Raw genomic sequence first — 24,082 nt, 5'->3', positions numbered from 1 at the left:
ACGCGGAGTGCGCCATGCTGGGTGGACATGATGCGGCATCCGCCGGGGTACTCCTGTCGATCGCCGTCGCCGCGGTCGCGATCCTGCTGGTCCTCTGGCTCGGCCACGAGCACGCGAACCGGGATGCATCGAACCTGTCGGAGGAGGACGCCAATCACTTCACGCGCCAGGATCGGCGCCGGGGCTTCGTGGCGTTCATCCTACTACTCCTCTCCGCCGGGATCTCCTACGGCTCACGCCTCGAGCCGTTGGTGAACGGGCGGACGAATCGCCTGTTCATCCAGATCTGGCTCGGGATCTTCGTCCTGGTCTTCACCCTCCTCCTGCTGGCGATGTTCGACTGGATCGCCACGAGGCGTTACGCTCGCCGTCACTTGCGTTCGCTCATCAAGGAGCGTGCGGAAATCTATCGCGAGCAGGTGAGACTCCGAACCAAGGCCCAGCAGGGACGTAACGAAAATACCAGGCCAGATGGCGAGACGACGGAGTGACAACCCGCCCCCAAAGGACGCTCTACCTTCGGGGAGATTGGCGCTTCGCGAGGTGAGCGAACGCAGGGAAGATGGATGAAGAGGGCGTGAACTATTGGTTGACTCGATGTTAAGCGCGAGCTACTATTGAACACGATGATCCAGGATGAGATCGCCTTTCGCGTCGAGGAATGCACGAGGAGCTCCGGAACTCCCGAGACGTTCGAGCCTTGAACACCGCAGGCATGCTCCGGGGTTTCGCGAGCGGCGACCGCCATTCTTTCCGCAGTTCACATCTCTCCTCTGTGATTTCCAGGCCTGGATCGCCCGCACGAAAGCCCTGCCCCGTCCTTGGGAGATCTGCTCGATGCGATCCAAGATCCTACCGCGGTGGAAGATCGGGCTCCTCGGAATTGCGCTGATCCTGTCTGCAACGTCGCCCCGGACGTCACAAGGCTCCGAGCCCGATCCGAAGCTCTACTGGGATGTTAAAGATATCCGCCCCGGGATGAAGGGGAAGGGTCAGACCGTGATGGTCGGGACCAAGCTCGAGGAGTTTGGTGCCGAGGTCCTCGGCGTGATGCGCGACGTCAGCCCCGGGCGCGACATGGTCCTCTGCCGCCTCACCGGATGCAACCTCGAGCATGCCGGGATCATCCAGGGGATGAGCGGCAGCCCCATCTACATCGACGGCAAGCTGATGGGAGCCGTGGCCTTCGCCTGGGAGTTCGCCAAGGATCCCATCGCGGGTGTGACCCCCTTCTCCCAGATGGTTCAATACGTCCGGTCGAACGACCGGCGGATCGCCGCCGAGGCGAAGGACGGCGAGGTCCACGCCTCGACCGGCGCCTCGATCCCCCTCGAGATCGACGGCCTGATCAATGACTCGACCGACGCCGGCATGCCGACCGCCGTCTCCGGCGGAGGACTCGCCGGCATGAAGCCCATCGCGACGCCCCTCGCGGCTTCCGGGTTCAGCCCGCGTGCCCTGGCCGTCCTGAGCGATCGGTTCCGCCCCCTCGGCCTCGCGCCGATGGCCGGCGGCGGCGCTCCCGAGCGCGTGATCCGCGAGGAGGGCGAGAAGCCCCTCGTCCCCGGCTCGCCCCTGAGCATCGCGATGGTGACCGGCGACTTCGACCTCTCGGGCATCGGCACCGTTACCCACGTCGAGGGGAACCGGGTCTACGGCTTCGGCCACCCGATGTTCAGCCTCGGCGCCTGCGAATTCCCGATGATGACCGGCTACATCCACACCGTCTATCCTCGGGCCAGCGTGAGCATGAAGATGGGCTCGCCGCTCAAGGTCGTGGGCGTCGTGGATACCGACGTCAGCACGGGGGTCGCCGGGCGACTCGGATCCACCCCCGACATGATGCCACTGGTGGTCAGGGTCAAGACGGGCCACTACTCCGAGCCGCAGACCTACCGCGTCAAGATCGTCCGCGAGCCTAACTTGCTGCCGAGCCTCGTGATGTCGGTCCTGACGAACGCCATCGACACCGAGGGGAACCTCCCCGACGAACTGACCGCCCGAATCAAGTCGACGGTCAAGATCAAGGGGCACAACCCCATCGAGCTGCAGGATACCCTGAGCGGCCCGAGGTACACCGGCCCGATGGGGGCCGCGGCCCTCTTCAGCCCGGTCGCGTCGATCGTCAGCATCCTCGTCCGCAACCCGATGGCCCCTGTCAGGATCGAGTCGATCGACTGCGACCTTGAGATCTCCGCGGGTCGCTCGGTCGCCGCGATCGAGTCGGTGCGGCTCCTCAGCGACCGGGTCGAGCCCGGCCAGACGCTCAAGGCCAAGGCGGTTATCAAGCCGTTCAAGGGGGATCGCCAGACGGTCGACCTCTCGCTCAAGCTCCCCGAGGACTTCGACGAGGGGACGCACGAGGTCAACATCTGCGACATGGGCAACAGCCTCCGTCGCCGCCTTCGGAACGAGCCCACGCTGATGGAGCCTCGCGACCTCGACGGCATCCTCAAGTCACTCCAGTTCCAGGTCGAGCCGAACCGTACGTCGCTCTATTTGCACGTCGCCCTGCCCGAGCGTGGACTCGCCGTTCAGGGGCAGTCTCTTCCCAATTTGCCGGGGAGTGCCCGGGCGATCCTCGCGACGAGCCGGCAGAGTCAGGACCCGGCCGTCAGGGCCGACTTGATCGCGACCGCCGACACCCCTTACGTTATCGAGGGTTCGCAGTCGCTCCGATTCACCGTGGTGAAGGACACAGGCCTCTCCCTGCGTTGAACCCCGGCGCGGATTCGGCGAAGTCCGTCATGGCAATTCGATGGGTCCAGCGAGCGAACGGCGATCCGCGCTATCGAGCCGGGTCCCGTTCGTTTTCGTAGGCGGGTCGTATCTTCGGCCGGCCCACGTCATCGCCGCCAGAGCCTTGTTATAAAGGGAACCTAATGAGATTCGATCCGCGGAGCGGACGGTCCCCATTCCGAGCAGCCCTCATCGCCGGGGCGGTCGCCTCCGGGTTCATCCCGGCGCAATGGGCGTTCGCCAAGCTCGACGCCTGGCGTCAGGAGACGGCCGCCGCCTTCAACAAGGGGCATCGCGAGCGCGTCGTCGTCTCCGACAATGGGCGGATCCGGCTCGGCCAGTCCCTCTCCCCCGTGGGCAAGCTCGACGCCAGCCGCGTCTGGGACCTCGCCAGCACGGCCGATGGCACGGTCTACGCCGCGACCGGCGACGCCGGCAAGGTCTTCCGCCGCGAGTCGAAGGACGGCGCCGAGTGGACCGTCGCCTACGACGCGGATGACACCCAGGTCCTCTCCCTGGCCGTCCTTCCCGAGAACCGCGTCCTCGCCGGCACCGGTCCGACCGGCCTCATCGTCGACCTGACCGACCCCAAGAACCCCAAGCCGACGCCCGCCCTCGACCCCTCGGTCAAGTACATCTGGGACCTCGCCACCGACGCTAAGGGGAACCTCTACGCCGTCACCGGCCCCACCGGCCAGCTCTGGAAAGTCGCGGCCGATGGGAATCGCACCCTGCTCTACGACAGCCCCCACTCCCACCTCCTGAGCGTGGCCGTGGGTTCCGACGGCTCCGTCTACGCCGGAAGCGACGGCGAAGGCCTGATCTATCGGGTCTCGCCCGACGGCAAGGCCTCGGTTGTCTACGACGCCCCGCAGAATGAGGTGCGTACGCTCCTCTTCGCCCCCGACGGCACGCTTTACGCCGGTACGGCCGCCGAGTCGGGCGGAGGCGGCGGCGGATCGCCCGGACGCGGCCCCGGCCTCTTCTCCGGCGGCGGAGGAGCCACGACGAGCTCCACGACACCCCCATCCGGCGCGACGGTTGCCTCGGCGGACGCGCCCGAGCCTCCCAAGCCCCCGTCGCCCACCCCGCCCCCTCGCCCTCCCGTCTCGTCCCCAAGTTCGAGCGGTGGCGGTTCCGCCTCTCCCAAGCCCCCTTCGCCCGGCGACAATGCGGTCTACCGTATTAGCAACGATGGCGTCCCTCGCGAGGTTTTCCGCGCCCGCGTCCTGATCTATGCCCTCGCCTGGCAGGAAGGCCGACTCCTGGTCGGCACCGGCCCCGATGGTCAGCTTTTCGAGGTGCGCGACCAGGGCCACGAGTCGGCGCCGATTGCCCGCCTCGACCACGGCCAGATCCTGGCACTCCTCACCGATCCGAAGGGGAACCTTCTCATCGGCACCGGAGACCCGGGCGCGGTGGCTCGCCTCGAGTCGGGCTACGTCCCGACCGGTACGCTCGTCTCCGAGGTCCTCGACACGAAGCTGATCAGCCGCTTCGGGGCCCTCTCCTGGCGATCCGACCAGCCCGAGGCCACGACCGTCGCGGTCCAGGTCCGCTCCGGCAACGTCGGCGAGCCCGACGCCACGTGGTCCGCCTGGTCGCCCGAGCAGACCACGCCCACCACGTCCAAGGCGAACGTCCCTCCCGGTCGCTTCGCCCAGTACCGCCTGACCCTCTCCACCAAGAACCAGGCCGTGACGCCCGAAGTTCGCTCGGTGGTCATTCGCTACCAGACGGTGAACCTCCCCCCCGAGGTCTCCAAGGTCGACGTCCCCGACGTCAGCATCCTGGACGGCACGACCCGCCAGACCAAGCTTACCTTGCGCTGGGACGTGTCCGACCCGAACGGCGACGAACTCGAGTACGCCTTGCACATTCGCAAGGACGGCTGGCCCGACTGGATCCGCCTGGGCGACGAGCACCACACCGGCTCCAACTACGAGTGGGATACGACCTCGGTCCCCGACGGTCTCTACCGCTACCGGCTCACGGCCAGCGACCGCCCGTCGAACAACGCCGATGACGCCCTGACCCGCGAGCGCACCAGCGAGCCCTTCCTCGTCGACCACCTGGCCCCGGCCGTTGCGATCGAGTCCAAGTCCCGAGGCGCCGTCGTGACCCTCCGCGACAACGCCACCCGGATCACCAAGTCCGCCTACGCCCTCGACGGCGGCGAATGGACCCCGATCTTCCCCGACGACGGCCTCTACGATTCGAACGAGGAAACCATCACCCTGAGCCTCCCCGACCTGAAGCCCGGCACCCACGTCCTGGTCATCCGTGCCAACGACGCCGCCGGCAACACCGGCACTGGCGATATCCTCCTGGATGTTCGGTGAGTTGAAGCCTTCCTGCGCGGGATCGATCGCCGAAATTGTGATCGATCCCGCCATTGTGTCTCGAATTCGGAGACAACCGTCTTCAACCCGAGCCTTCACGTTCGTAGAATAACTTTTTCGCGACCTATCTCTCAAATCGGGCGATTAGCTCAGTTGGTAGAGCGCCTGCTTTACACGCAGGATGTCGGGGGTTCGAGTCCCTCATCGCCCATTGGTGTAAGTCCTGCCGAACGCTTCACTTGCGTACCCATCCCGGTCGGATGGTGCGGCCCGAACGACTCCTGGAATCCGGTAGTCTACCGGAAAGGAGGGCCGCCCCATGTCCGCACGCACCCCGTCGTATCGCCTCCACAAACCAACGAATCAGGCCGTGGTCACGCTGAGCGGCAAGGACCATTACCTCGGCAGGTATGGCTCCCCCGAGAGCCGGGCCGAGTACGATCGCCTGATCGCCGAGTGGCTCTCCAACGGGCGGCGGCTCCCGACGACGGACGATCTGGCGGTGGCCGAGCTGATCGTCGCCTACCTCCGGCACGCCGATGCCTACTACGTGAAGAACGGCAGGCCGACGTCGGAGCCCGGATTGCTCCGGCTGTCCTTCAAGGTGCTCCGTCGGCTGTACGGCCACAGCCAGGCCCGCGAGTTCGGGCCGACCGCCCTCAAGGCCGTCCGCCAGGCGTTCATCGACCAGGGCTTGTGCAGGTCCGAGGTCAACCGCAGGACCGGCCACGTCGTCAGGTGCTTCAAGTGGGCGGTCGAGAACGAGCTCGTGCCCCCCAGCCTGCACCACGCCCTCAAGGCGGTCTCGGGGCTCCGCAAGGGGCGATCGGAGGCCCGAGAGAGCGAGCCGGTCAAGCCGGTCCCCGATGCGTTCGTGGACGCCGTCCGGCCCTACGTGAGCCGGCAAATCTGGGCCATGATCGAGTTGCAACGGCTGACCGGCATGCGGCCCGGCGAGGTCGTCCTGATGAGATCGTGCGACCTGGAGACGGGCGGCAGGGTCTGGAGTTATACCCCTCGCGAGCACAAGACCGAGCATCACGACCGGTCCAGAGTCATCATGATCGGGCCTCGGGGCCAGGCGATCCTACGCCCCTGGCTGAAGGCCGATCTGACTGCGTACCTCTTCAGCACGAGGGATGCCGAGGGCGAGCGGCTCGCCGAGGCCAGGGCGAACCGCAAGACGCCGGTCCAGCTATCCCAGCGGGATCGCAGCACGCCGGGCAAGGCGAGGAAGCTCGGCGACCACTACACCAGGGTCGCATACTGCTCGGCGATCCACCGGGCATGCAACAAGGCCAAGGTCCCGACCTGGGGCCCGAACAGGTTGAGGCACAACGCGGCCACCGCGATCCGCCGCGAATTCGGCCTGGAGGTGGCCCGGGCCATCCTGGGGCACAGCTCGCACAGCGTCACCCTACTCTACGCCGAGGCCGACGCCGCCAAGGCGGCCGCCGCCATCGAGCGTCTGGGATGAGCCCGCGGACGCGCCCCCGGACGACCTGGGATTCGCGATGCCGAAATGAGACGAGCCGGAATTTCTGCGAGAAATCGCGAATAGTCGGATGACAGGCCCCGCTGTCTTTGGGTACATTCCAGATAGGGCAAAGTAAACATTTGCGCAGCGCAAGCCCGAACAGTAGATCGCCCTCATCCAGGATACAACAGGGCGGCTCTCACGGCGTTGATTAGGCACCTGGAAGACCTGAAGATGACCAAGCTCGAACATCTTTGAGATCCACAGGTAATATGATCGACATCTCCTTACGATGGCTCAGATCGCGGACACCCTCCCACGCCGCCAGGCGGGCCGGAGGGTGAACGTGTCGACGATTTACAGATGGTCCACGTCCGGTTGTCGCGGCGTGGTCCTCGAGACCATCCAAATCGGCGGCAGCCGATGGTCATCTCGCGAGGCCCTGCAAAGGTTCTTCGAGGAACTGACGGCCGCCAGGACTAGGGCCAAGTCACCCGGAGCACAGGCACAGCAAGGGCGATCCACGAGTCAGCGGCTCAAGGCCCTCGCCGTCGCCGATCGAGAGCTCGATGCGATGGGCGTGAGCGTCTAGCCATGCCCCGAGCCGACGCCCCATCGGGCATGACGGCCATGCCCTGCGTGGAAGATCCGTACCCAGGTTACAGACTCCAATTCCAAGAGCGCCGATCGGCGCTCTTGGAAAGCGGGCATCCGCGAGGAACCACCAGATGACGCTAGCGATCCCGAGAGCGACCTCGCTAGGCCGAGCGAAGCTCATCGACCTGGAGCTCGAGCGAATCCGCACCGACGGCGGCACCCAGCAACGCGTGGGCGGCCTGGACGAGGACGTCCTGGAGGGATATGCCAACGCGATCATGGACGGCATCGAGCTGCCGCCCGTCGTCGTATTCCAGGACGGCGAGGATTACTGGCTTGCGGATGGCTTCTACCGCACCGAGGCCGCACGCAGGGCCGGGGCGAAGGCGATCACCTGCCACGTCCACGAGGGGAGCCGGAGGGACGCGGTCCTGTTCTCGTGCGGTGCCAATTCGTCGCACGGATTGAGGCGGACGAACCGGGACAAACGCCGGGCGATCGAGACTCTCCTGCGAGACGACGAATGGGTCGAGTGGAGCGACAACGAGATCGCCCGCCGGTGCGGAGTCGACCGCTCGACGGTCTCGACCGTACGCCGCGACCTGGAGTCATCTTGCGAAATCCGCAAGATGGATGGCCCCCGGACGGTCAGCCGCAATGGCTCGACCTACGTCCAGAATACGGCGAAGATCGGCCGACCTGCCCCACCGCCCGAAGTCGAGGTCTCGTCATCGACTCCCGAGCCGGATTACTCGAGGACGGAGGCCGAGCGAACGCCACAGAGTGCAGCGACCGGCTTCGAGGGCGAGGAACTCGGGCCGGGCTGGGACGACGACCCGGATCAGCCAGGCGATGCACCTGAGCCTCCCTTGCGGAGCTTTGGCACGGAGGTCCAAGCGAGGGTCCATCCCCCCGTCATCGTCGTCGAGGGGGATGCCGAGCCCTCCGAGGAGGAGAAGTTCCTCGAGTCGATCCCCGTCCGCAGGAAGCTCTCCGCCCGCTGCCGCGAGATCCTCGACCGCGACGCACTGGCCTTCCGCAAGGCCGAGAAGCACCTCGCCACGATCAAACACCTCGGCCTCACCGACGCCAGGAAAACCGGCGTCACGCAGGGTTGGTTCCAATTCCGCTTGATGAGCTTCCTGCTCATCGGGCAACCGCACAGCTGGCTCCTATGCCACCTCTGCAACGGCCAGGGCTGCGACAGCTGCCGCACTCGCGGCTATGTGTTGCCATGAATCAGACAGAAGTGATCGCGTCGACTGATGATCAAAACGGAACCGCCCGCCGTGGTCAGCGGCGGGCGGCTCGGAGGCTCACGAGGAGATCGCACCAGACATGAGTGATTCTAGATTGGGATCGATGAGAAAGCAACGGTCATCTTTCACAAATACCGAAGCGCAAGCACTGAATGAAATAAATTTCACCGACGCAGGCAATGCCGAGCGGCTCGTCAGGGACTATGGCGACATCATCCGCTATGACAGAACCCGAAGTACGTGGCATAGCTACAATGCCAAGCGAGGGGTGTGGGTGGAGGGGCCTGTGGCAATCGAGGCCTTGGCCAAGAAAACGATCAAGGCATGGCTTCACCAATCGATCGACGAAGACGACTCCATGACGAAGAGGACGGTCGATTGGGCAATGCGTTCGCTCGCAACCAATTCGCTCAAGGCGATGGTCACGCAGGCCAGGCTCGAAGATGAGATCGAGGTGCAGACGCACGAGTTCGACGCCGACGACTGGCTGCTGAACTGCCTCAATGGCACGGTTGACCTGAGGACCGGAGAACTACGACCGCACCGGCCCGAGGACCTGCTTACCATGCAAGCCCCGGTCAGGTACAACCCTGACGCCAAGTGCCCTCGCTTCGACAAGTTCGAGGAGGAGATATTCCTCGGGGACCGCGAGGCCATCGACTACCTCAACCGGGTGCTTGGCCATGCTCTCACCGGCGACCCCGTTGAGCAAAAGCTCTATGTCCTCGATGGGGACGGGAGGAACGGCAAGAACGTCATCGCTGACCTGATGCTCAAATTGCTCGGGCCCTATGCCTGCCAGGCCGATCATAACTTGCTGTTGTCAAGGAACAACCCGGATCACCCGGCGAACATTGCCGATCTCAAGGGACGGCGACTCGTCATCGCCAATGAAACGGACAAGGGCAAGCGTTTCGCCGAGAGCCTAATGAAGAGCCTGACGGGGAATGACTTCGTCAAAGGGAGGGACATGTACGAAAAATGGGGCACGTTCCGGAGGACGTTCACCGTTTTCCTCGTCACGAACCACTTGCCCGACGTCAGCGGCAATGACGACGCGATCTGGAGGCGAATCGAGCGGTTCGAGCTCAAAGCCAAATTCCTCGATCTATGCAACTTCACGGATGGCCCGAAGGCCGAACTCCAATTCGAGAGGGAGTATGGTCTGACGAATCGCCTCTTCCGCGAGGAGGCCGAGGGCATCCTAGCTTTGCTAGTCCGGTCATGCCTTGAGTGGTCGCCCCAAGCCAAGGCACCGGCCAGCGTGGATCTCAGCACCCAGGATTACAAAGCGAAGGCCGACCACCTCGAACGTTTCGTCGCGGAGAGAGGCCAGGTAGGTCCCGAGTACACCTCGATGGCCAAGCCACTACACGACGCTTACGTGTCGTGGTGCAAAGTAGCCAAGCCGCCAGTCAATAAGCCAATGGATACGAATGATTTCAAGGAAGAATTGGAGAAGAAATACGTGCAGAAGAGGAGCAACAGAGGGCAGAAATGGTTTGGGATTGGTCTAGCGACGGTTCACGCAACGAACCACGAAGAATTGGGCCGAACGGGATGAGGAACAAGTGTAGGGGCAGCGAGACGCGGTGTAGCCTGAAATTCGACACAATCCTTTTGCAGGGCAAGACATTGGAGTTTGAGTGCAGGGCAGTGCAGGCATTCACATAAACCTAATTTCAATTGCTCTCATGAGAGCCGTTTACTGGAAGCCCTGCACTGCCATACACCCTACACTCGGCTTTGCTCCCGGGATGGGTGGCTTGGCCCTCTTCGGGCCTTCCCTCTTCCACCAGATCGTCTCTCCCGCGTCGGCCGATGGCCCTGGAATGCGTTAGGAGCGATCGACGGGGTGTGAGGCCCGGAACGTCGTCTTCGGCCACGTCGATGGTCTGGCGAGCGAGTGGAGGCCCTCGCCTCGGCGATAAGCCTCGGCTTTCCCCTCAAGAGTAAAGCAGGTACACGATCAGAGGTTTTAACAATGGGTTACATCTGTCATCACGCGATTGTGGTGACGACATGGAGCGAGGAGAAGGCAACGCTCGATTACGATAGCCACGTCTCCGAAGCGTCGTGGCAAAGCGTCATGTGACGCTTTGCCACCTGGATCAACTAACTCGTCATCCACGCGTATTTTTCCCGCGTCCGAGGGCTTTTGAAACTCGGACCAGGCTCGGCACGAAACTACCGCGATTCTTCTCAACGAGGCTCTGTCGCAGTTCGAGGCGTTGATCCTGCCTTTTCTGCCGGCACCCTTTTATCGCCTCCCGAAGCAGGAAGCATACTCCTCGCTCCTGTCCCAATCCTGTCCAAGATCAGACTTGATCGTGCGCGAATGTGATTCGTAACCTCGGGTCCGATTTCATCGGTTTCCGAACTGCAAAGGATCTGCACGACGCCAAAAGGGGCGGCCGGATTCAGGGTGATTTCCCAATCGCTCTCATTGGTCCATCGGCCCTTGCCGAGGAGCGGTCGATCGAATCGAGTCTTCCCGGCCAAGACCCGACATTCTTCGTATGTCGCGACGGCCGTCTTTACCGATCGCTTGGGCAGCTCACGCATCTCGCGGAGTGTTTCGGGGAATACGGGCCGGAACCTGTCGATCTCATACTGGATACGATCGAAGCCCTCTTCCTTCAAACCATTCGCGACATCGATCGGCTTCGGGTTGAAGAAGGTGAGTATGGCATGAGCCAGCGGGTCCTCCCCTTGCTTAAGGTAAGCCTCGGGGATCAGCATCTTGAGCACATGCTCCGGGCCGCTCCCCGTCCCCGTGGCCCGCCGTAGTTCAATCCAGCGACATTCCTGCCCGGCCCGTGATGCCCGCCCGACGCTGCCGATGGTGATCAGCCCCGCTTGCTTACCTTTCTGCTCCGGAAGATCGACCTTGGTTGACGGTCGCCCATCCTCAAGTAGTTGCGACTTCACTTGGAACTCAATTTCCTCTCGGAACACTACCTCCGTGCCATCCGTCGGCAACCGAAATACGAGGCCGTCAGCCCTCGACAAGTTGGAGAGGCCAGACGAGAACAGCAGGGCAGCGATCCAGAATGTCATAGGTCGCACGACGAGCCTGGGGTTCTGATCCAGACGCATTGATTTCCATCCTCTGTGTTTCGACACATCCTGACCATTCATAGGCTTCGTCCTCGAGGGAGTGACGCTCAGATACTATGAAGGCTTTCCGGGTAGAGCAATCGCCAGCGAGCTAACCAGCGAGGTCATTCGGCAGCCAGGGCCCTTTTTATAGGTACCGCAAAAAGAGGTTTGCCCGAGGATATGTCGCGTCGAGATGCCTTTTCTCGGGGCGACAAAACCCCAGTTCGACCTTCGCACAGAGGCAGGCGACCGCTTCGGGCGACGAGGTTTCCGCGTGGCGATGTGGTCGGTTTCGGTGCGGGAACCCGACGCCTTAGTGCACTCTAACCGTCGTTTCAGCGTGTCGGTCCTGGGCCAGGCTCGACCACCAGAGCAAGAGCGTCGATTGGCGGTCTTGCTCACGTCGATATGACGATCCTCTTCTGCTGATCGGAATACGGTACTCTCCGCGAGATCAGGCATCCGGCATCGGCGGCAATCGCCGCCTCGCCTCCCGGTGGAACCACTCCTCGACCTCGGGCGGGACGTCATCCAAGTAACGCTCGAACTCGAACGAGCCATCGGCATCCGAGTAGAACGCCCAGAGAGCCAATTTCCCCGGCGGCTTTCGATCCCACAGCTCCAGGTACATGCCGTCGCGGGCGACGTCGCTACCCATGACGGTCTCGTATCGCTCGTCGTGGTCCAATCGCCACTCCTTTGCCAAGAGGGCATCGAGTTGACACGGCACTCGTCGGGACGATTGCGATTATCATACCAGCCTGACGCCCCGAGCGGGGCCGGCCGGGCTGGCGGCCTCGGCCAGGCCGATCGCGGCCTGATTCCTCGGGCCGAAATCCGACGTCCACCGTATGATGGTATGAGCGAAGCTACCGACTCGCCGACGTGGCGAAGGCCAGGCCTCGCGAGCGGAGGCGGTGGGATGTCGGGCTCATCGAACATCGACGAGATCGAGGCGAAGATCAAGGCCCTCGTGGATAGCGTCTCGTTCACGATGCCCGGCGAGAACCAGTCCCTCGCCAGGGACATCGTCGACCTTGTGGTGACCGAGATCGCCGATCGCACCCTGGACCGCAAGCAGCAGGCCGACGGCACCGCCCTGAAGGCGAACTCCCCCGCCTATGCCGCGTACAAGGCCAGACGCTACAAGGTCGATCCCCATGCCCCGCTGGTGCGTACCGGGCAGCTCCTGAGCCAGGAATCGCTGAGGGGCCGGCCGATCATCTCTGCCAATTCCATCGAGATGCGGTACGGCACGGGCCAGCCGCCCGCGAAGGCGGCGAGCGGCGTCCCGCTCTCGAAGGCCGATCAGAACACCACCGACCTCGAGAAGGCGAAGCACGTCAGCAAGGACCGCCCGTTCTACGAACTGGACGATGACATCGCCGAGAAGGTGGTCGAGCTGGCGGGGCGGGTCATCCTGAAGCACTTCAAGGATGGTTGAGCCAAGACCCTGGGAACCCAAGAGCGCCGATCGGCGCTCTTGCCCTAGGCGGACCCTTTGGGGGACTCGGCTTAGTGGCAATCCTTCGCCTTGCGGTATCCCGCCTGCTCGGCCTCGGCGTCCCTCTTGAGCGCCACGCGATGACTCGCCGTCATCTTCGCCGCCGCGTTGCAGTTGGCGGCGTGATAGAGGCGGCTCCTGCTGTTGCCGATGAACCCGGCCGCCTGGACGGCCGCCCCGCCCTTCCGCCAGTCCCAGGGCGGCGTCGGAGCCTTGTCCGCCCAGAGCCCTCTCCTGGCGGCCCTGGCCTCGTCCTCGAGTCGTTTGAGTTCGCCGTCGAACTTCGCGTATGCGTCATACCACCAGGCCCATCCGCCACGCACGAGCTCCAAGTTGAGCGACCGAACATCGGGCTGTAGGATTGTTTTTGTCACGACTTGTCAGGGTCGCTACCAAGGCGGGTCAATGTGGCAACGGAAGGGAAAGTCGTGGCTCGCGCGATAAAAAGAAGACGGACACGACCGATAGTAGTGGGCAACCACCACCTGAGATGGCGCATCGAATGGACGAACGATGCAGTCACTCAGAGTTCAATACTGCGCATCGTGGTCTTCTCGCTCGTCGGTGGAAGTCCCCGTCTCCTCGCAGAGGAACGCGCCGAAGAAATCTTTCTTCCCCTCGGGGTATCATCCATCGCGCCCCGCCACATCGAGGGGATCATCCGGTCTGCGTTGCATTCCGGATGGGATCCAAATTCACGAGGCCCCGACTTCCATCTCTCAGGCTTCGCCTCGGTCATGCACGAAGTGGATGGGATCCGCGTAGAAAGCGACCGGCCGGGAGTTACAGGAGGCAATCGTTCGTGGAGCAGTTTCCGGCATGATGATGGTGGGGATGGATCTTGTTTCACGCCAAATGAACCCATCCCTCCGGAACTGCGCGCTTTGCTTATGGCCGCTCAGGATGACCGTGCGGCGATCGGCCCCTTGAGAGACTGGTTGAACGAACACGGCCACCCTCAGGCTGAGGTGGACCCCATTGTCTAGACCAAAAAACGGCGATCCTTCGCTACTGTCCAATCAGGCCGTCGTGGCTCTGTCCGCTCGGTAGACCGTCCCTGGAGTCCGGTACCCCAGGGATTCGTGGAGCCGATCCTCGTTATAGAAGCCGAAGTATCGCCTCAACCCTCGCTGCAGCTCCGGCACCGTCTCGTAGCCTTGGATGTAAATATCTTCGTATTTCACGGTCCTCCAGAGCCGTTCGACGAACACGTTATCCAATGCCCTGCCGCGTCCATCCATGCTCACGGCTATCCCGGCCGCCTCAAGCCTCCCGGTGAACGCCTCGGCCGTGAACTGGACCCCTTGGTCCGTGTTGAACACCTCGGGCTTCCCCGACCTCAAGGCATCTTCCAACATCTCCAGGCAGAAGGAGCCGTCCAGCGTGTTCGACAGCCGCCAGCCGATCACGTACCGGCTGTACCAGTCGATCACCGCCGCCAGGTACATGAACCCTCCACTCATCGGCACATAAGTGATGTCCGTGCTCCACACGTGGTCCGCTCGCCGGGCTTTGACACCTCGCAAGAGATAAGGGTAGATCTTATGGCCTCTCCCGGCCTGACTCAGCCTGGGCTTGGCATAGATCGCTTCCAGGCCCATCTTCCGCATCAGGCGCTGTACTCGCTTCCGATTGACCTCCTCACCTCGTTGTTCCAGCCAGGCGGTCATCTTGCGGCTGCCGTAGAACGGGCATGCCGTATATTGCTCGTCGATCAACCGCATCAGGCGCAGGTCCTCGGGCGACTCACCCGCAGGTCGGTAGTAGAGGCTCGATCGGCTCAGCCCCAGCAACTCGCACTGGCGGCGCACGCTCAACCGGGGATGATCCGGCTCGATCAAGGGCCTTCGGTCCTCAACTGAATGGGGCGACTTTTTTAAGCCACTCGAGTTCCATCTTGAGGCGCCCGATCTGTTCAGAAGAGTTCGGCCTGGCGTGCCTCGGCGTCAGCCGAGGCCGCCTTGGCCGGACTCCCGAAGACCTCCTCGGCACTGCTGATGAGCTGCTTCTTCCAGCCATGGATCGATGTGGGATGGACGCCATAGTGGCCGGCCAACTCGTTGATCGTGCGGTCTCCCTTGAGGGCCGCCAGGGCGACTTGAGCCTTGAACGCCGCCGTGTGGACTTGCCGCTTCCTCGCCATCCGTCCTCCTCCTCAGACCCGTCTGAGTAGCTTAACAGATGGTCCAGTTTTCGGGGTCCACCATAGGCGGCCGTCCTGGCGAGGTTCCGGTACTTCCTGTTCGCCTACGTGCTCGTCGCTTTCCCCGATTCCGACCACTCTACCATGTTGCGGATTGGGAATTGGCTCATAGACATTGGGGCCGACTACAAAGATTGCTATCTACGCCTGGAACACGTCACCTTTGGGCATAGGCGAGGGGGCCATGTCGCCGAAATGGTCGTGGACCCTTCGGTCGCGGAAGATGATCGGGTGTTTGCCAGGTTATTCCCCATCGCACCGAGTGAGGTTCCAGCTTCATAGGTATGGAACCGATGGGGCGTTCAGACTCATGCGGCGAGTCGTCGCTCCTCATGGTGATCTATGCCTGGCTCGTGCGGAACATCGAGCGGCTGGTCGAGGGACTCGAGTATTACGAGGTCTGCACCGGCCGGGTCTCGGTCTGGGTGGGCTACCGCGACGGCCAGGCCGGCGAGGGGCATGCCACGCTCGAGGCCCCGACCGACCGGTTCGACATCCTGCTCGATACGCTCCGGCCCTGCCTACGACAGGCCTGGCTCCCCCGGGGGACGGCCAACCGGATGCACCTCATCGCCGAGGGACTGGTCCCGAGGGCCTCGAGCCAGCTCGGCCTGTTCATCCCGCACGATACCAGGGCCGAGGCCCTGGCCAAGCTCAAGCGGGAGGTTAACGCCCGACATGGGCGTTTCGTGCTCAGGAGTGCCGCGACCCTCCCCCTGCCCGGCGTCTACCGCGACCTGTCAAACGGCTATGATATTTGCGATGTTCATGGAAAGACGTGCTTCTGAGGGATAAGTCGACTGGCGGAGGAGTTGTCCGTTCATTCCTTGACTCTCAGTGCCATCGGTGTAACATGTGGATGGGTAAGTGATGTGATTCGGTAGGACCGAGCATCCTTACCTTGCGGAAGTCGGCCCCCGTCGGGGTCGCGAACAATCGGACCTGTCGGTCCTGGAGAACAATCCGATGACCAGTGAACTTCGAGCGAAGTTGGCGAAGCTCCGTGCCGTCACACCTCAGTTGAACGAGGCCACGGAGGAGGCCAACAGGGTGGTCGCCCTCGTCGAGAGATTCCTCGGAGAAGAGTTGAGCCTCGGCATCACCGCGAGCACCAATTGGATTGAGTCGATTCAACTCGCCTCGGGCGAATCGTCCGAAGACGAGGATGATCCGGACGCATGGAACATCTACCGCCGCTCATACCTCGACTATGGCCGCATCGGTGGCAAGTACCGCATCTACGTCACAGAGCAAACAGTCCGCGATATCGATCCGAACTCGAACACGGACGCGAGGAAGCTACTTGCCGTAGAGGAGACACCTTGGTCTTCATGCTCGCGAGAGATGAAACTCAAGGCTTTCACCAAACTGCCCGAGCTCCTCGAGAGGATCGTTGATCAGGCACTCGAACTGACGGCCAAGGCCGCCAAGACGGCAGATACCGTCCGCGATATCCTCGACGCGATGATGCCCGAGGCAGCCGCCGTGAAGGCTGGTGCGAGCCCCGTGAGAGCCTCTCGAAATGCGAAACCCGCCGAGTAACCGTAACGCTCGCTCGGCGGTTCTCAACCACGTCTGAGAGGCATTCACGCGAGGAGATCGATCGATGCTCGAATTGGTTTCAGGTGGACGAGCAATCGTGGCCGTTCCCTACCGTAGACGTAGACCGTTAAGACCCGTCGTCCTTACCGACGGTACTATCGTCGAATCGCCGGCTTCCCAGCACTTGAACGATAGCCCGAAATCTTGGCCGGCTTTCTTCGACATAGGTAGCCTTCCCGGGCGAGACGAGAACGAAGGGTTCTCCGGGTTCGCCAGTTTCTGCACCCTTCCCGATGGCCGCCTCGCCGCCCTGTATGGTTGCAGGTGCGATGAGCTCGGCATGACAACCTCGGAGTAGGTTGGTCTAAAACCAAGAGCGCCGTTCGGCGCTCTTGGCCTCAAATATCTCCAGTGGCTTGGCGAATAGCTTCCAATCAACCGAAACCAGAGGTCTCACGAGTCTTCCCATGTACCCGGCCCATCTCTTCAACCTGTTTCCCCCGTTCCCTCGTGAAGACAAGGTCTTCGTGGCGATGTGCTTCCATCCTAGATTTGACGCCAGGTGGAAACACGTGATCGAGCCCGCCATCCGCGAGATAGGCCTCGAGCCATACAGAGTGGACAAGGGTAAGGTCAATGACTCTATCCTGACCGACATCACGAAGTCGATCAGCTCGCACAGGCTCATCTTTGCCGACATATCCGCAATGGGAAGCCTGGACACCGGCGGCAAGAACTCCTACGTGGTGCGAAACGGCAACGTCATGTACGAGGTCGGAGTTGCCCAGGCCGTTCGCCTCCCAGAAGAGGTTGTACTCTTCCGGTCAGACGATGAAGAATTGCCCTTCGATGTGGTCAATATCCGAGTCAATTCCTACGACCCCGACAACAAGGTCGACGAGGCAAAAGCTTCGGTTTCTGAAGCATTAAGAAATGCGATGCACTCGATTGAACAGAGCAGATCGCTGTCGGTCGAGTCAGTCATGAGCCGGCTGGACGATAAGACGCTTTCGATGCTCTACGAGATGTCTGCCGCTAAGGGTCCGTTTCGACTGTCGAAGGAGCAACTTCTAGAAAGCAAATCCAATATTTCGTATCAAACGATGAGTCGCCTGCTTGACCTCGGCCTTATCCAGTCGTCACCGATCATACTTACCGAGGAAATGATTCATGGCAAGTTTGTAGATGAACTTTCGTCAGGTTCCCTGACTTACAAGCTTACAAGTTTCGGATGGTGTGTGAGAAATACAATTTACAAACGCACATATTCGGTGCTTCATGATAACGACAAGCATCTGATTACTGAAATCGAAGGTGAACGCGAGATTCTCAAAGTAGTATCAATCATGGATCTGCCTAGAATTATGAAGCAACGTAGGGAAAAGAATGCCGGGCTTGATGCTGGCCAATAATAAGGCTGCACAATGGACCTGCGTGGCCAGACGCAGTTGCCCGAGGGCATCGTCCCTCGTCGGGCCGTCGCCGATGAGGTCGGTCTCGAGGCAGTGTGCCAGCCACCGGCCCGACTCCCGGTAGAACACGACTCGCAGCCTGGTCGAGGCGTCCACGGTCAGACCTCCGATGTGGCCTCGACGCCGGCACCCGGCACGACGACCACGACATCGAGCATGACGCCGCTGAACTCGACCGAGTGTGCGACCTCGAGATCGAGCGTCGCCGCAGCCAGGTTTAGGTCCGGATCGAACCGCTCGGCCTCCTGGACTACCTTGAGCGTCATGACCTCGCCGTCATCCTCGACGACATGCCTGTCGATCCGGTCCCGATGCTCACCGATCCAGCGGTCGAGCCGCTGCACCAATGCCCTTCTCTGGTTGTCCCTCAACGCTGACCCCTCCTCCATCTGAACCCAGATCGATCCCTCGCCGCTCGGCCATCGGAACCGGGCCAGACCATCGACCGCGATGCGTCGCAGTTCCGCCTTCACCGGGCCGGGCAGCGTCCTCGCCATGAGCACGAAGGCTAGCCCTCGCAGCGTGTCGAACAACGCATAGTCGAGGAGCACCTCGGCGGCACGATTCGTGTACCGCATGGCCAGGTCCTCGGCCTGCCCGTTGGCCAGGTGCCTGGCCTTCCTCCCGAGGACCTCAGCCATGCTGCAACCCACCAGCGTCAAACCCACGTCCCCCGAGCGATCACTCGCCGAGCGGAGGTATGCGGCGGCCTCGATGACCCGAGGTGCATCACGCAGGCCCAGGGCCCTCGCCTCGGCGTCGAGGGCGGACCCGAGGTCCCCGAGGAGCGATCGCAGCCGGCGTCGCCGCAGGGGCACCCAGGCGGCGTACGCCAAGGCCAGGGCCGGCGTGACCGCCAGGATGACGAGGTCGCCGATATCGCGGATCATCGGGCCTCCTCGCCGTCGCCCGGGACGGGTGCCTTCTCGGCGGCCTTCATGATCCGCCGGATCGCCTTGCGGTCGTCGGCATGCATGCCCACGAAGATATCGTTGATCGTCCAGTGAGCCATCCGCCTGCGGGCGTAGGCCCTGACTCCCGAGGGCATCCTCTTGAGCCGGCGGCAGACGAGCTGCTTGCTGATGCCGAACTTCCGTGCGATGTCGCTCGACCGGACGCCGCGTAGCTGGTCGCAGAGCATCGCGACGTCCCGGTCGAGTAAGGCATCCGGCTTTCGCAGTCGGGTCGACTTCATCGATCATCCCTTCATCATCCTGGCGAACCTCTCGGGCACCTTCATCCCGTCACGCTCGACGTATCCGGGGTCGTCCTTGCAGGCCACGGGGATACGCCCCTCGACCTCCTTCGTCGCCTCGCTCGCCATCGACTTCGGCAGCTGGTTCGCCAGGACCTTGGGCAAGAACCGGTCGACGCCGGATCTCTCGCACACGAGGCAGAACGCCACGAGCTCGAGCTTGCGGCCCCGGCAGCACGGGCACGGCTCGCCCTCGGCCCGAACAACGGGCCACTGCATCGCCAGCCCGAGGATGATGCGAGGCCACGGGACAGAGCCGAGGCTGGAGTCGAAGTATCGCCAGGGACCGCCGTATGCTGGCTCCGGCTTCGGCGGCTCAAGCTCCGAGGCGATCCGCTCGGCCGACTCGTAGGCGATGAGTTCGAGATACGGCTCGTGCGCTTCGGGGTCCGCCTCCGTCTCGAAGAACGACGGCAGTTCGGGGTCGTCCTGCATGCCGGTCTCGGAGATCTCGCGGCCCGGCCACACCTTCAACCGAGGCGGGGGCGGTGCCCCGATCGGCAGCCACCGCTCCCCGTCCTCCGCCTCGACGATCTCGACGCCGAGCCGCTCGGCCGCGAGGGGCGTCAGCACGATCGCCAGCTGGCCAGGAGCTTCGTCCCAGACGTCGATCAGGCCCTCGGCCTCGGCACCGGCGAGGAGGTCATCCAGGGCATCCCAGGAGAGCGGCAGGCAGCCCGCCAGAGTCGTCCTAGGGCAGGTCACTGGCAAATTGGCCAGCACGTCGAGCAAGGCCTCGACGCTCACCGCAGGCTCGACCTTCGCCGCCATGACGTGCATCCGAACTCTCCGGGCCAGTGGGGTCGATCCAAGTGATGAACGGATCGCGGGTTAAGCTCTTTGTTTCAGCTTGAAAATCCAAACGCTTTGTTCAATCTCAGCGAGGCCGGGGCCCGCCCCCTTTCGGGGCACCATTCGTGTCCTCCTCGCCTCTTTTTTGGGTGTGCAGTCTGTACACTTTCACCGCGTGTCATTCGTCACCCTCGGCATGCCAATCCCTGCCGCGCCCGTTCGATCCGTCGCTCATGGCAAACCTTCGTCGGGCCTCGCCCGTGCAGGCAGAGCGCCGCAGTTCATCCCCTTCTCCTTATCCGCCCGGCGGAGCTTTCCGTTCTTGCCGACCCGGAAGACCACCACGGCTTCCGGCTGTGCCCTGGATACGGGCTCATCCCGGGTTTCCGGCAATCCCGGCCCACCTTGAAGCGGCGGGCTCGCATCGACCCCGAGCGATCGGAGGAAGTCCGGCTTGCAGCCGGGGAATCGTCCGATGATCGCGATCAGCCTCGCTAGCCCCTCGGGGAGGACGATGACATGATTGCCCGACTTCCTGGTCGCTATCCCATGCTCCTCGATGAGCGTGGAGACCTTCCATCGCTTGATGCCCGAGGCCTCGGCGAGCATGTTGATGGTGGGGCACACGTCGAGATTCAGCCCGGCGAGTCCATCCTCCACCGATCCAGGCTCGGTTTTGGGTTCCATCTCGGGCACCCTGGAAGGCCCGGCCGGGCGGCCGTGCCGGTAATCCGCGATCCCGAATTCGGGGTCGCAGCCGGGGTACATCCGCATGACACTCACGAGGGCCGGCAGCGAGCTCGGCGGCACCAGGACGTGATTGCCCGCGGAGCGGACGGCGATGCCGAACGCCTTGATGAGCGTCGAGATCTCCGACCTCTTGATCCCGCTGGCGGCGGATAATGTCGCGATGTTCGGCCATTCATCTTTGCGGATAATCATCGGTCTCACTCCGAGTTCCGCGTGGATCAGGCCCCGAACATCCTGCGTGCCTTCTCGTACGCCTCCTTCTTCTCCCTCTCCCTCCTCCTCGTCGTGACCACCTTCGGGTCCTCGCCGTTGAGCCGACGCACGAACCGCTCGATCGACTCGACGGAGGTGAAGACGACCCCGCCGAGCTTGATGGCCTCCAGCTTCACCCCCTGGTTGCCATTCGTGATCCAGCTCCGTATGGCCCCGGTCCCGATCTTCATGTTCCTCGAGGCCAGCCATTCGGCGGCCTCGGCAACCGTGAGCATCTGCTCCTCTTTGAAATCGATCATCGGCACCTCCCCGTGTGGAACGGTCACGCACCGGACATTCCCAATGCAAGAGCGCCGATCGGCGCTCTTGGTCCATTTGATGCCCAGCCAGGGTGCCGATGCAATCCAAACTTAGCCACATGGTAAAAGCCGATTTCAGTGAGACATGAGATATTATCGCAATGTTCGATACTCTCTATCGCGCCGTCCGATATACGGATTTCGAAAGCTGCTCCCGGATTGCTGGGGTGCGTTAACGATTCATGACCGCCGGCCTGGCCTGGACGGGCACCGTCTTCTGTTGCTGCTTGACCCGGTCCTGATTCCCCTTCTCGATCGCCTCGCGGACCCGGCGTAGCTCGTCGACCACCTGGCCCGCCGCATTCTCTCCCCACCGGCAGGCTGCGTGGCGGGGGCGTTGGGCCGTCTGGGGGTGCCGGTCCTGTCTCTCAACTCCATCTCGGCACCCGCCGCCGAGTAGTCGGCGGTCGCGTTGCCGCTGTTGATCCAGCTCAGATAGCCCATGCCATACCCGCCCAGGAGCGACGTGTCCTCGGGGCGGCCGGGCAGGCTCATGCCCTTCTCCTGGAGGATGGCACGCTTCTCCTGCTCGATCCGGATGCGTCGGCCCTGCTGGGCGGAACTGACGCCGCTCGGGAGGAACAGGCCGCCGCCGGTCGCCAGGGTCCCGGTCCACCAGTCTCCGGCCGCAGCACCCGGAGCGTCCTCGCCCTCGCCTCGCTTCTGGAGCCGCGTCTGGGCCTGGAGATCGAGCTCCTTGTCATACTGAAGGGGCATGGCAGACCGGATCTTCGCCTCGTCCAGCTTGGCCTGCTGGACCTTCGTGCGGAGCGACACGTCCGTCGCGTACTTCCGGTCGAGCTGGGAGATGGCCTCCGTGCCGGTCATCGGCGTCGACTCGTCCTGCATGAGCTTGCCCATCATGCCCCGGTAACGGTACATGCTCATGAGGCCCTCGGCACCGTGGGCGTCGACCCCCTGCTCCGAGAGCCAGGTATCCACCGTGCGGCCGCCGGCCTCGGCCTGCTCCATCTTGCCGAACAGCTTGCCGGCCGATTGGGTCCACGTGTCGTGCTCGTCGATCCCGGCCTCCTTCAACATGGGGCCCCATTTCTCGGAGAAGCCACGCAGGACGCGGGTCGTCGACTTGAGCACCTCGGCCGAGCGTGTCGGCGAGATGCGGCTCGCCGTCGCCGTGATCGCCGCCAGCTCGTTCGGATCCTTGACGATGCCCTTGCCGTTCTCGGCGATGAAGCCGCCGGCGACCTGGGCCGCCTGCTGCACGAGGACGGGGTTCTCGCCGACGCCGGCCGAGAGGATGCGGTTGAACTGCGTGGTCTGGGCCAGCAGGTCCTCGGCCTTGTTGTATTTGCCGACGCCCGCGAGGATGCCCGACAGCTTGCCGTAGGTCCCTGCCGCACCCGGGCCGCCGCCCGCCGCAGCGGCGTACCGCGCGATCATCGGCTTGAAGCGTTCATACTCCCGGTCGGATATGTTGATGCCCTTGGTCGCCGCCGCCGCCCCCTCGAACTCGAGGGTGACGTCCTTGGCGTCCTGGTCGCTCAGGCCCGAGGCGGTGCGGACGGCCATGAACTTCGACACCTCGGCATCCGACGGGCCTTCCGCCGCGCCGCGGATCAACGCGAGCTCCCTGACCATGTCCTTCGTCCTGGCGAGCTGGTCGACCTGGGCCTCGGCGTGCTTGACCGCCTGCTCGATGGCCCCCGAGACCTCCTTGGCCGCGTTGGCCAGGCTGCCGAGGGTCGCCACCCCGGCGGCCAGGCCGGCGAGCGACTGCCCGAAGTTGCTGACGGTGTCCCCCAGGGACCTCCACCCGGCCTGAGACCCTTCGAGGGCCTTCGTCTCCGCGTCGACCCGCTTCTGATTCGCCTTCTGGATCAGATTGTTCCGTGCGGCCAGGATCGCCTCCTCCTTGGTCAGGACCTTTGCCAGGAGTTGCTCCTCGCTCATCCCGGCCCGGGTGGCGGCGTCGACCCTCTGCCGGTTCGATCTCTCGACGAGGGCGGCCTTGGCCCGCTCGGCGACCTGCGTATCCGTGAGGACTCGGCCGATGCGGTCCTCCTCGGACTGCATGGCACGCGTCGCCGCCTCGATTCGTCGCTGGTTCTCCTGGAGGACGATCTTGGACTTCGCCGCCTCGACGACCTGCCGCTCGTTCAGGCTCCTGGCGACGCGTTGATCCTCGGTCATCATCGCCTGCGTCATGGCGGCGACGCGGCGGGCGTTCTGCTCCTCGATCAGCTTGGACTTGGCGGCCTCGACGATCTGGGCGTAGTTGAGGGCCTTGGACCTGATCCCCCTCTCGGCCTCGGCCGCCGCAACTCCGGCCTGCACTCGCCGCTGGTTCTCACGCTCGATGAGGGCGGATTTGACCCGCTCGGCCAGCTCGGTCGACGAGATCAGGTCGGCGATCCGCTTCCGCTCGGCACCGTGGGCCTGCTGGGAGTTCTGATCGAACTTCCGGCGGTCCAGATTGAGGTGGATCGTCAGCTCGCTATCCATGTCCTGCCCTCAC

The 24,082-nt window shown here is 63.3% G+C and carries 20 protein-coding genes, 1 tRNA gene and 1 pseudogene; 12 read left to right on the top strand and 10 right to left on the bottom strand.

The features are described 5' to 3' along the window. Window positions 1-14: 14 nt before the first annotated feature. From ACOYYX_RS33670 to ACOYYX_RS33635, 8 genes are all read left to right on the top strand, one after another. Window positions 15-491 carry a hypothetical protein gene (locus ACOYYX_RS33670; RefSeq protein ID WP_422927038.1) on the top strand — a complete coding sequence of 159 codons (477 nt, stop codon included), beginning with the start codon at window positions 15-17 and terminating at the stop codon, window positions 489-491. A 346-nt stretch (window positions 492-837) separates the two neighbouring features. Continuing rightward, complete coding sequence (locus ACOYYX_RS33665; RefSeq protein WP_422927037.1) at window positions 838-2,718, top strand: SpoIVB peptidase S55 domain-containing protein; 1,881 nt, start codon at window positions 838-840, stop codon at window positions 2,716-2,718. Window positions 2,719-2,882: 164 nt separating this feature from the next. Continuing rightward, on the top strand, window positions 2,883-5,081 hold the full coding sequence (locus ACOYYX_RS33660) for a hypothetical protein (RefSeq protein ID WP_422927036.1): 2,199 nt from the start codon (window positions 2,883-2,885) through the stop codon (window positions 5,079-5,081). A gap of 138 nt (window positions 5,082-5,219) precedes the next feature. Further along, window positions 5,220-5,292: transfer RNA gene (locus ACOYYX_RS33655), tRNA-Val, on the top strand. A gap of 108 nt (window positions 5,293-5,400) precedes the next feature. After that, entirely contained in the window at window positions 5,401-6,558 is a 1,158-nt protein-coding gene (locus tag ACOYYX_RS33650) for a tyrosine-type recombinase/integrase (RefSeq protein ID WP_422927035.1), read from the top strand. Window positions 6,559-6,904: 346 nt separating this feature from the next. Continuing rightward, window positions 6,905-7,150 carry a DUF1580 domain-containing protein gene (locus tag ACOYYX_RS33645; protein WP_422927034.1) on the top strand — a complete coding sequence of 82 codons (246 nt, stop codon included), beginning with the start codon at window positions 6,905-6,907 and terminating at the stop codon, window positions 7,148-7,150. 136 nt (window positions 7,151-7,286) lie between these two features. Beyond that, the gene (locus ACOYYX_RS33640) at window positions 7,287-8,393 is read left to right on the top strand and encodes a ParB N-terminal domain-containing protein (RefSeq protein ID WP_422927033.1); all 1,107 of its coding nucleotides are present in this window, start codon (window positions 7,287-7,289) and stop codon (window positions 8,391-8,393) included. A gap of 124 nt (window positions 8,394-8,517) precedes the next feature. Beyond that, a complete protein-coding gene (locus ACOYYX_RS33635) occupies window positions 8,518-9,978 on the top strand; it encodes a DNA primase family protein (RefSeq protein WP_422927032.1) in 1,461 nt (486 codons plus the stop codon). 638 nt (window positions 9,979-10,616) lie between these two features. On the opposite strand, the gene ACOYYX_RS33630 is transcribed toward ACOYYX_RS33635, so the two are convergent. Then, a complete protein-coding gene (locus tag ACOYYX_RS33630) occupies window positions 10,617-11,513 on the bottom strand; it encodes a hypothetical protein (protein WP_422927031.1) in 897 nt (298 codons plus the stop codon). 457 nt (window positions 11,514-11,970) lie between these two features. Further along, the gene (locus ACOYYX_RS33625) at window positions 11,971-12,204 is read right to left on the bottom strand and encodes a hypothetical protein (protein WP_422927030.1); all 234 of its coding nucleotides are present in this window, start codon (window positions 12,202-12,204) and stop codon (window positions 11,971-11,973) included. A 234-nt stretch (window positions 12,205-12,438) separates the two neighbouring features. On the opposite strand from ACOYYX_RS33625, the gene ACOYYX_RS33620 reads away from it, so the two are divergent. After that, a complete protein-coding gene (locus ACOYYX_RS33620; RefSeq protein WP_422927029.1) occupies window positions 12,439-12,960 on the top strand; it encodes a hypothetical protein in 522 nt (173 codons plus the stop codon). A 71-nt stretch (window positions 12,961-13,031) separates the two neighbouring features. Here ACOYYX_RS33620 and ACOYYX_RS33615 read toward each other — a convergent pair whose 3' ends face one another. Together ACOYYX_RS33615 and ACOYYX_RS33610 are read right to left on the bottom strand one after the other, a co-directional pair. Next, window positions 13,032-13,343 carry a thermonuclease family protein gene (locus tag ACOYYX_RS33615; protein ID WP_422927028.1) on the bottom strand — a complete coding sequence of 104 codons (312 nt, stop codon included), beginning with the start codon at window positions 13,341-13,343 and terminating at the stop codon, window positions 13,032-13,034. 696 nt (window positions 13,344-14,039) lie between these two features. Then, window positions 14,040-15,163 (bottom strand): annotated as a pseudogene (locus tag ACOYYX_RS33610) (IS3 family transposase). A 353-nt stretch (window positions 15,164-15,516) separates the two neighbouring features. Between ACOYYX_RS33610 and ACOYYX_RS33605 the strand changes: the two are divergent. From ACOYYX_RS33605 to ACOYYX_RS33595, 3 genes are all read left to right on the top strand, one after another. Beyond that, a complete protein-coding gene (locus ACOYYX_RS33605; RefSeq protein WP_422927027.1) occupies window positions 15,517-16,011 on the top strand; it encodes a hypothetical protein in 495 nt (164 codons plus the stop codon). A gap of 262 nt (window positions 16,012-16,273) precedes the next feature. Further along, entirely contained in the window at window positions 16,274-16,765 is a 492-nt protein-coding gene (locus ACOYYX_RS33600) for a hypothetical protein (protein ID WP_422927026.1), read from the top strand. 467 nt (window positions 16,766-17,232) lie between these two features. Continuing rightward, window positions 17,233-18,177 (top strand): hypothetical protein, encoded by a 945-nt coding sequence (locus tag ACOYYX_RS33595; protein ID WP_422927025.1) that lies wholly within the window; start codon window positions 17,233-17,235, stop codon window positions 18,175-18,177. A 158-nt stretch (window positions 18,178-18,335) separates the two neighbouring features. Here the strand turns inward: ACOYYX_RS33595 and ACOYYX_RS33590 are convergent, their stop codons facing one another. The 6 genes from ACOYYX_RS33590 to ACOYYX_RS33565 form a co-directional block, all read right to left on the bottom strand. Continuing rightward, on the bottom strand, window positions 18,336-19,127 hold the full coding sequence (locus ACOYYX_RS33590) for a hypothetical protein (RefSeq protein ID WP_422927024.1): 792 nt from the start codon (window positions 19,125-19,127) through the stop codon (window positions 18,336-18,338). Continuing rightward, the gene (locus tag ACOYYX_RS33585) at window positions 19,124-19,432 is read right to left on the bottom strand and encodes a hypothetical protein (protein WP_422927023.1); all 309 of its coding nucleotides are present in this window, start codon (window positions 19,430-19,432) and stop codon (window positions 19,124-19,126) included. The genes ACOYYX_RS33590 and ACOYYX_RS33585 overlap by 4 nt, the downstream gene beginning before the upstream one ends. Before the next feature lie 3 nt (window positions 19,433-19,435). Then, complete coding sequence (locus ACOYYX_RS33580) at window positions 19,436-20,272, bottom strand: hypothetical protein (protein ID WP_422927022.1); 837 nt, start codon at window positions 20,270-20,272, stop codon at window positions 19,436-19,438. Between the two features lie 243 nt (window positions 20,273-20,515). Further along, window positions 20,516-21,226, bottom strand: coding sequence for a hypothetical protein (locus ACOYYX_RS33575; protein ID WP_422927021.1), 711 nt, complete (start codon window positions 21,224-21,226; stop codon window positions 20,516-20,518). Window positions 21,227-21,252: 26 nt separating this feature from the next. Then, window positions 21,253-21,546 carry a DUF1580 domain-containing protein gene (locus ACOYYX_RS33570; RefSeq protein ID WP_422927020.1) on the bottom strand — a complete coding sequence of 98 codons (294 nt, stop codon included), beginning with the start codon at window positions 21,544-21,546 and terminating at the stop codon, window positions 21,253-21,255. A gap of 240 nt (window positions 21,547-21,786) precedes the next feature. Next, a complete protein-coding gene (locus ACOYYX_RS33565; protein ID WP_422927019.1) occupies window positions 21,787-24,069 on the bottom strand; it encodes a hypothetical protein in 2,283 nt (760 codons plus the stop codon). Window positions 24,070-24,082 lie beyond the last annotated feature (13 nt).

The organism is Singulisphaera chitinilytica (genome assembly GCF_049331405.1).
GTDB lineage: Bacteria > Planctomycetota > Planctomycetia > Isosphaerales > Isosphaeraceae > PoT.
Note: the sequence above shows the minus strand (reverse complement) of the source record. Positions and strands in the feature narration are given on the sequence as shown.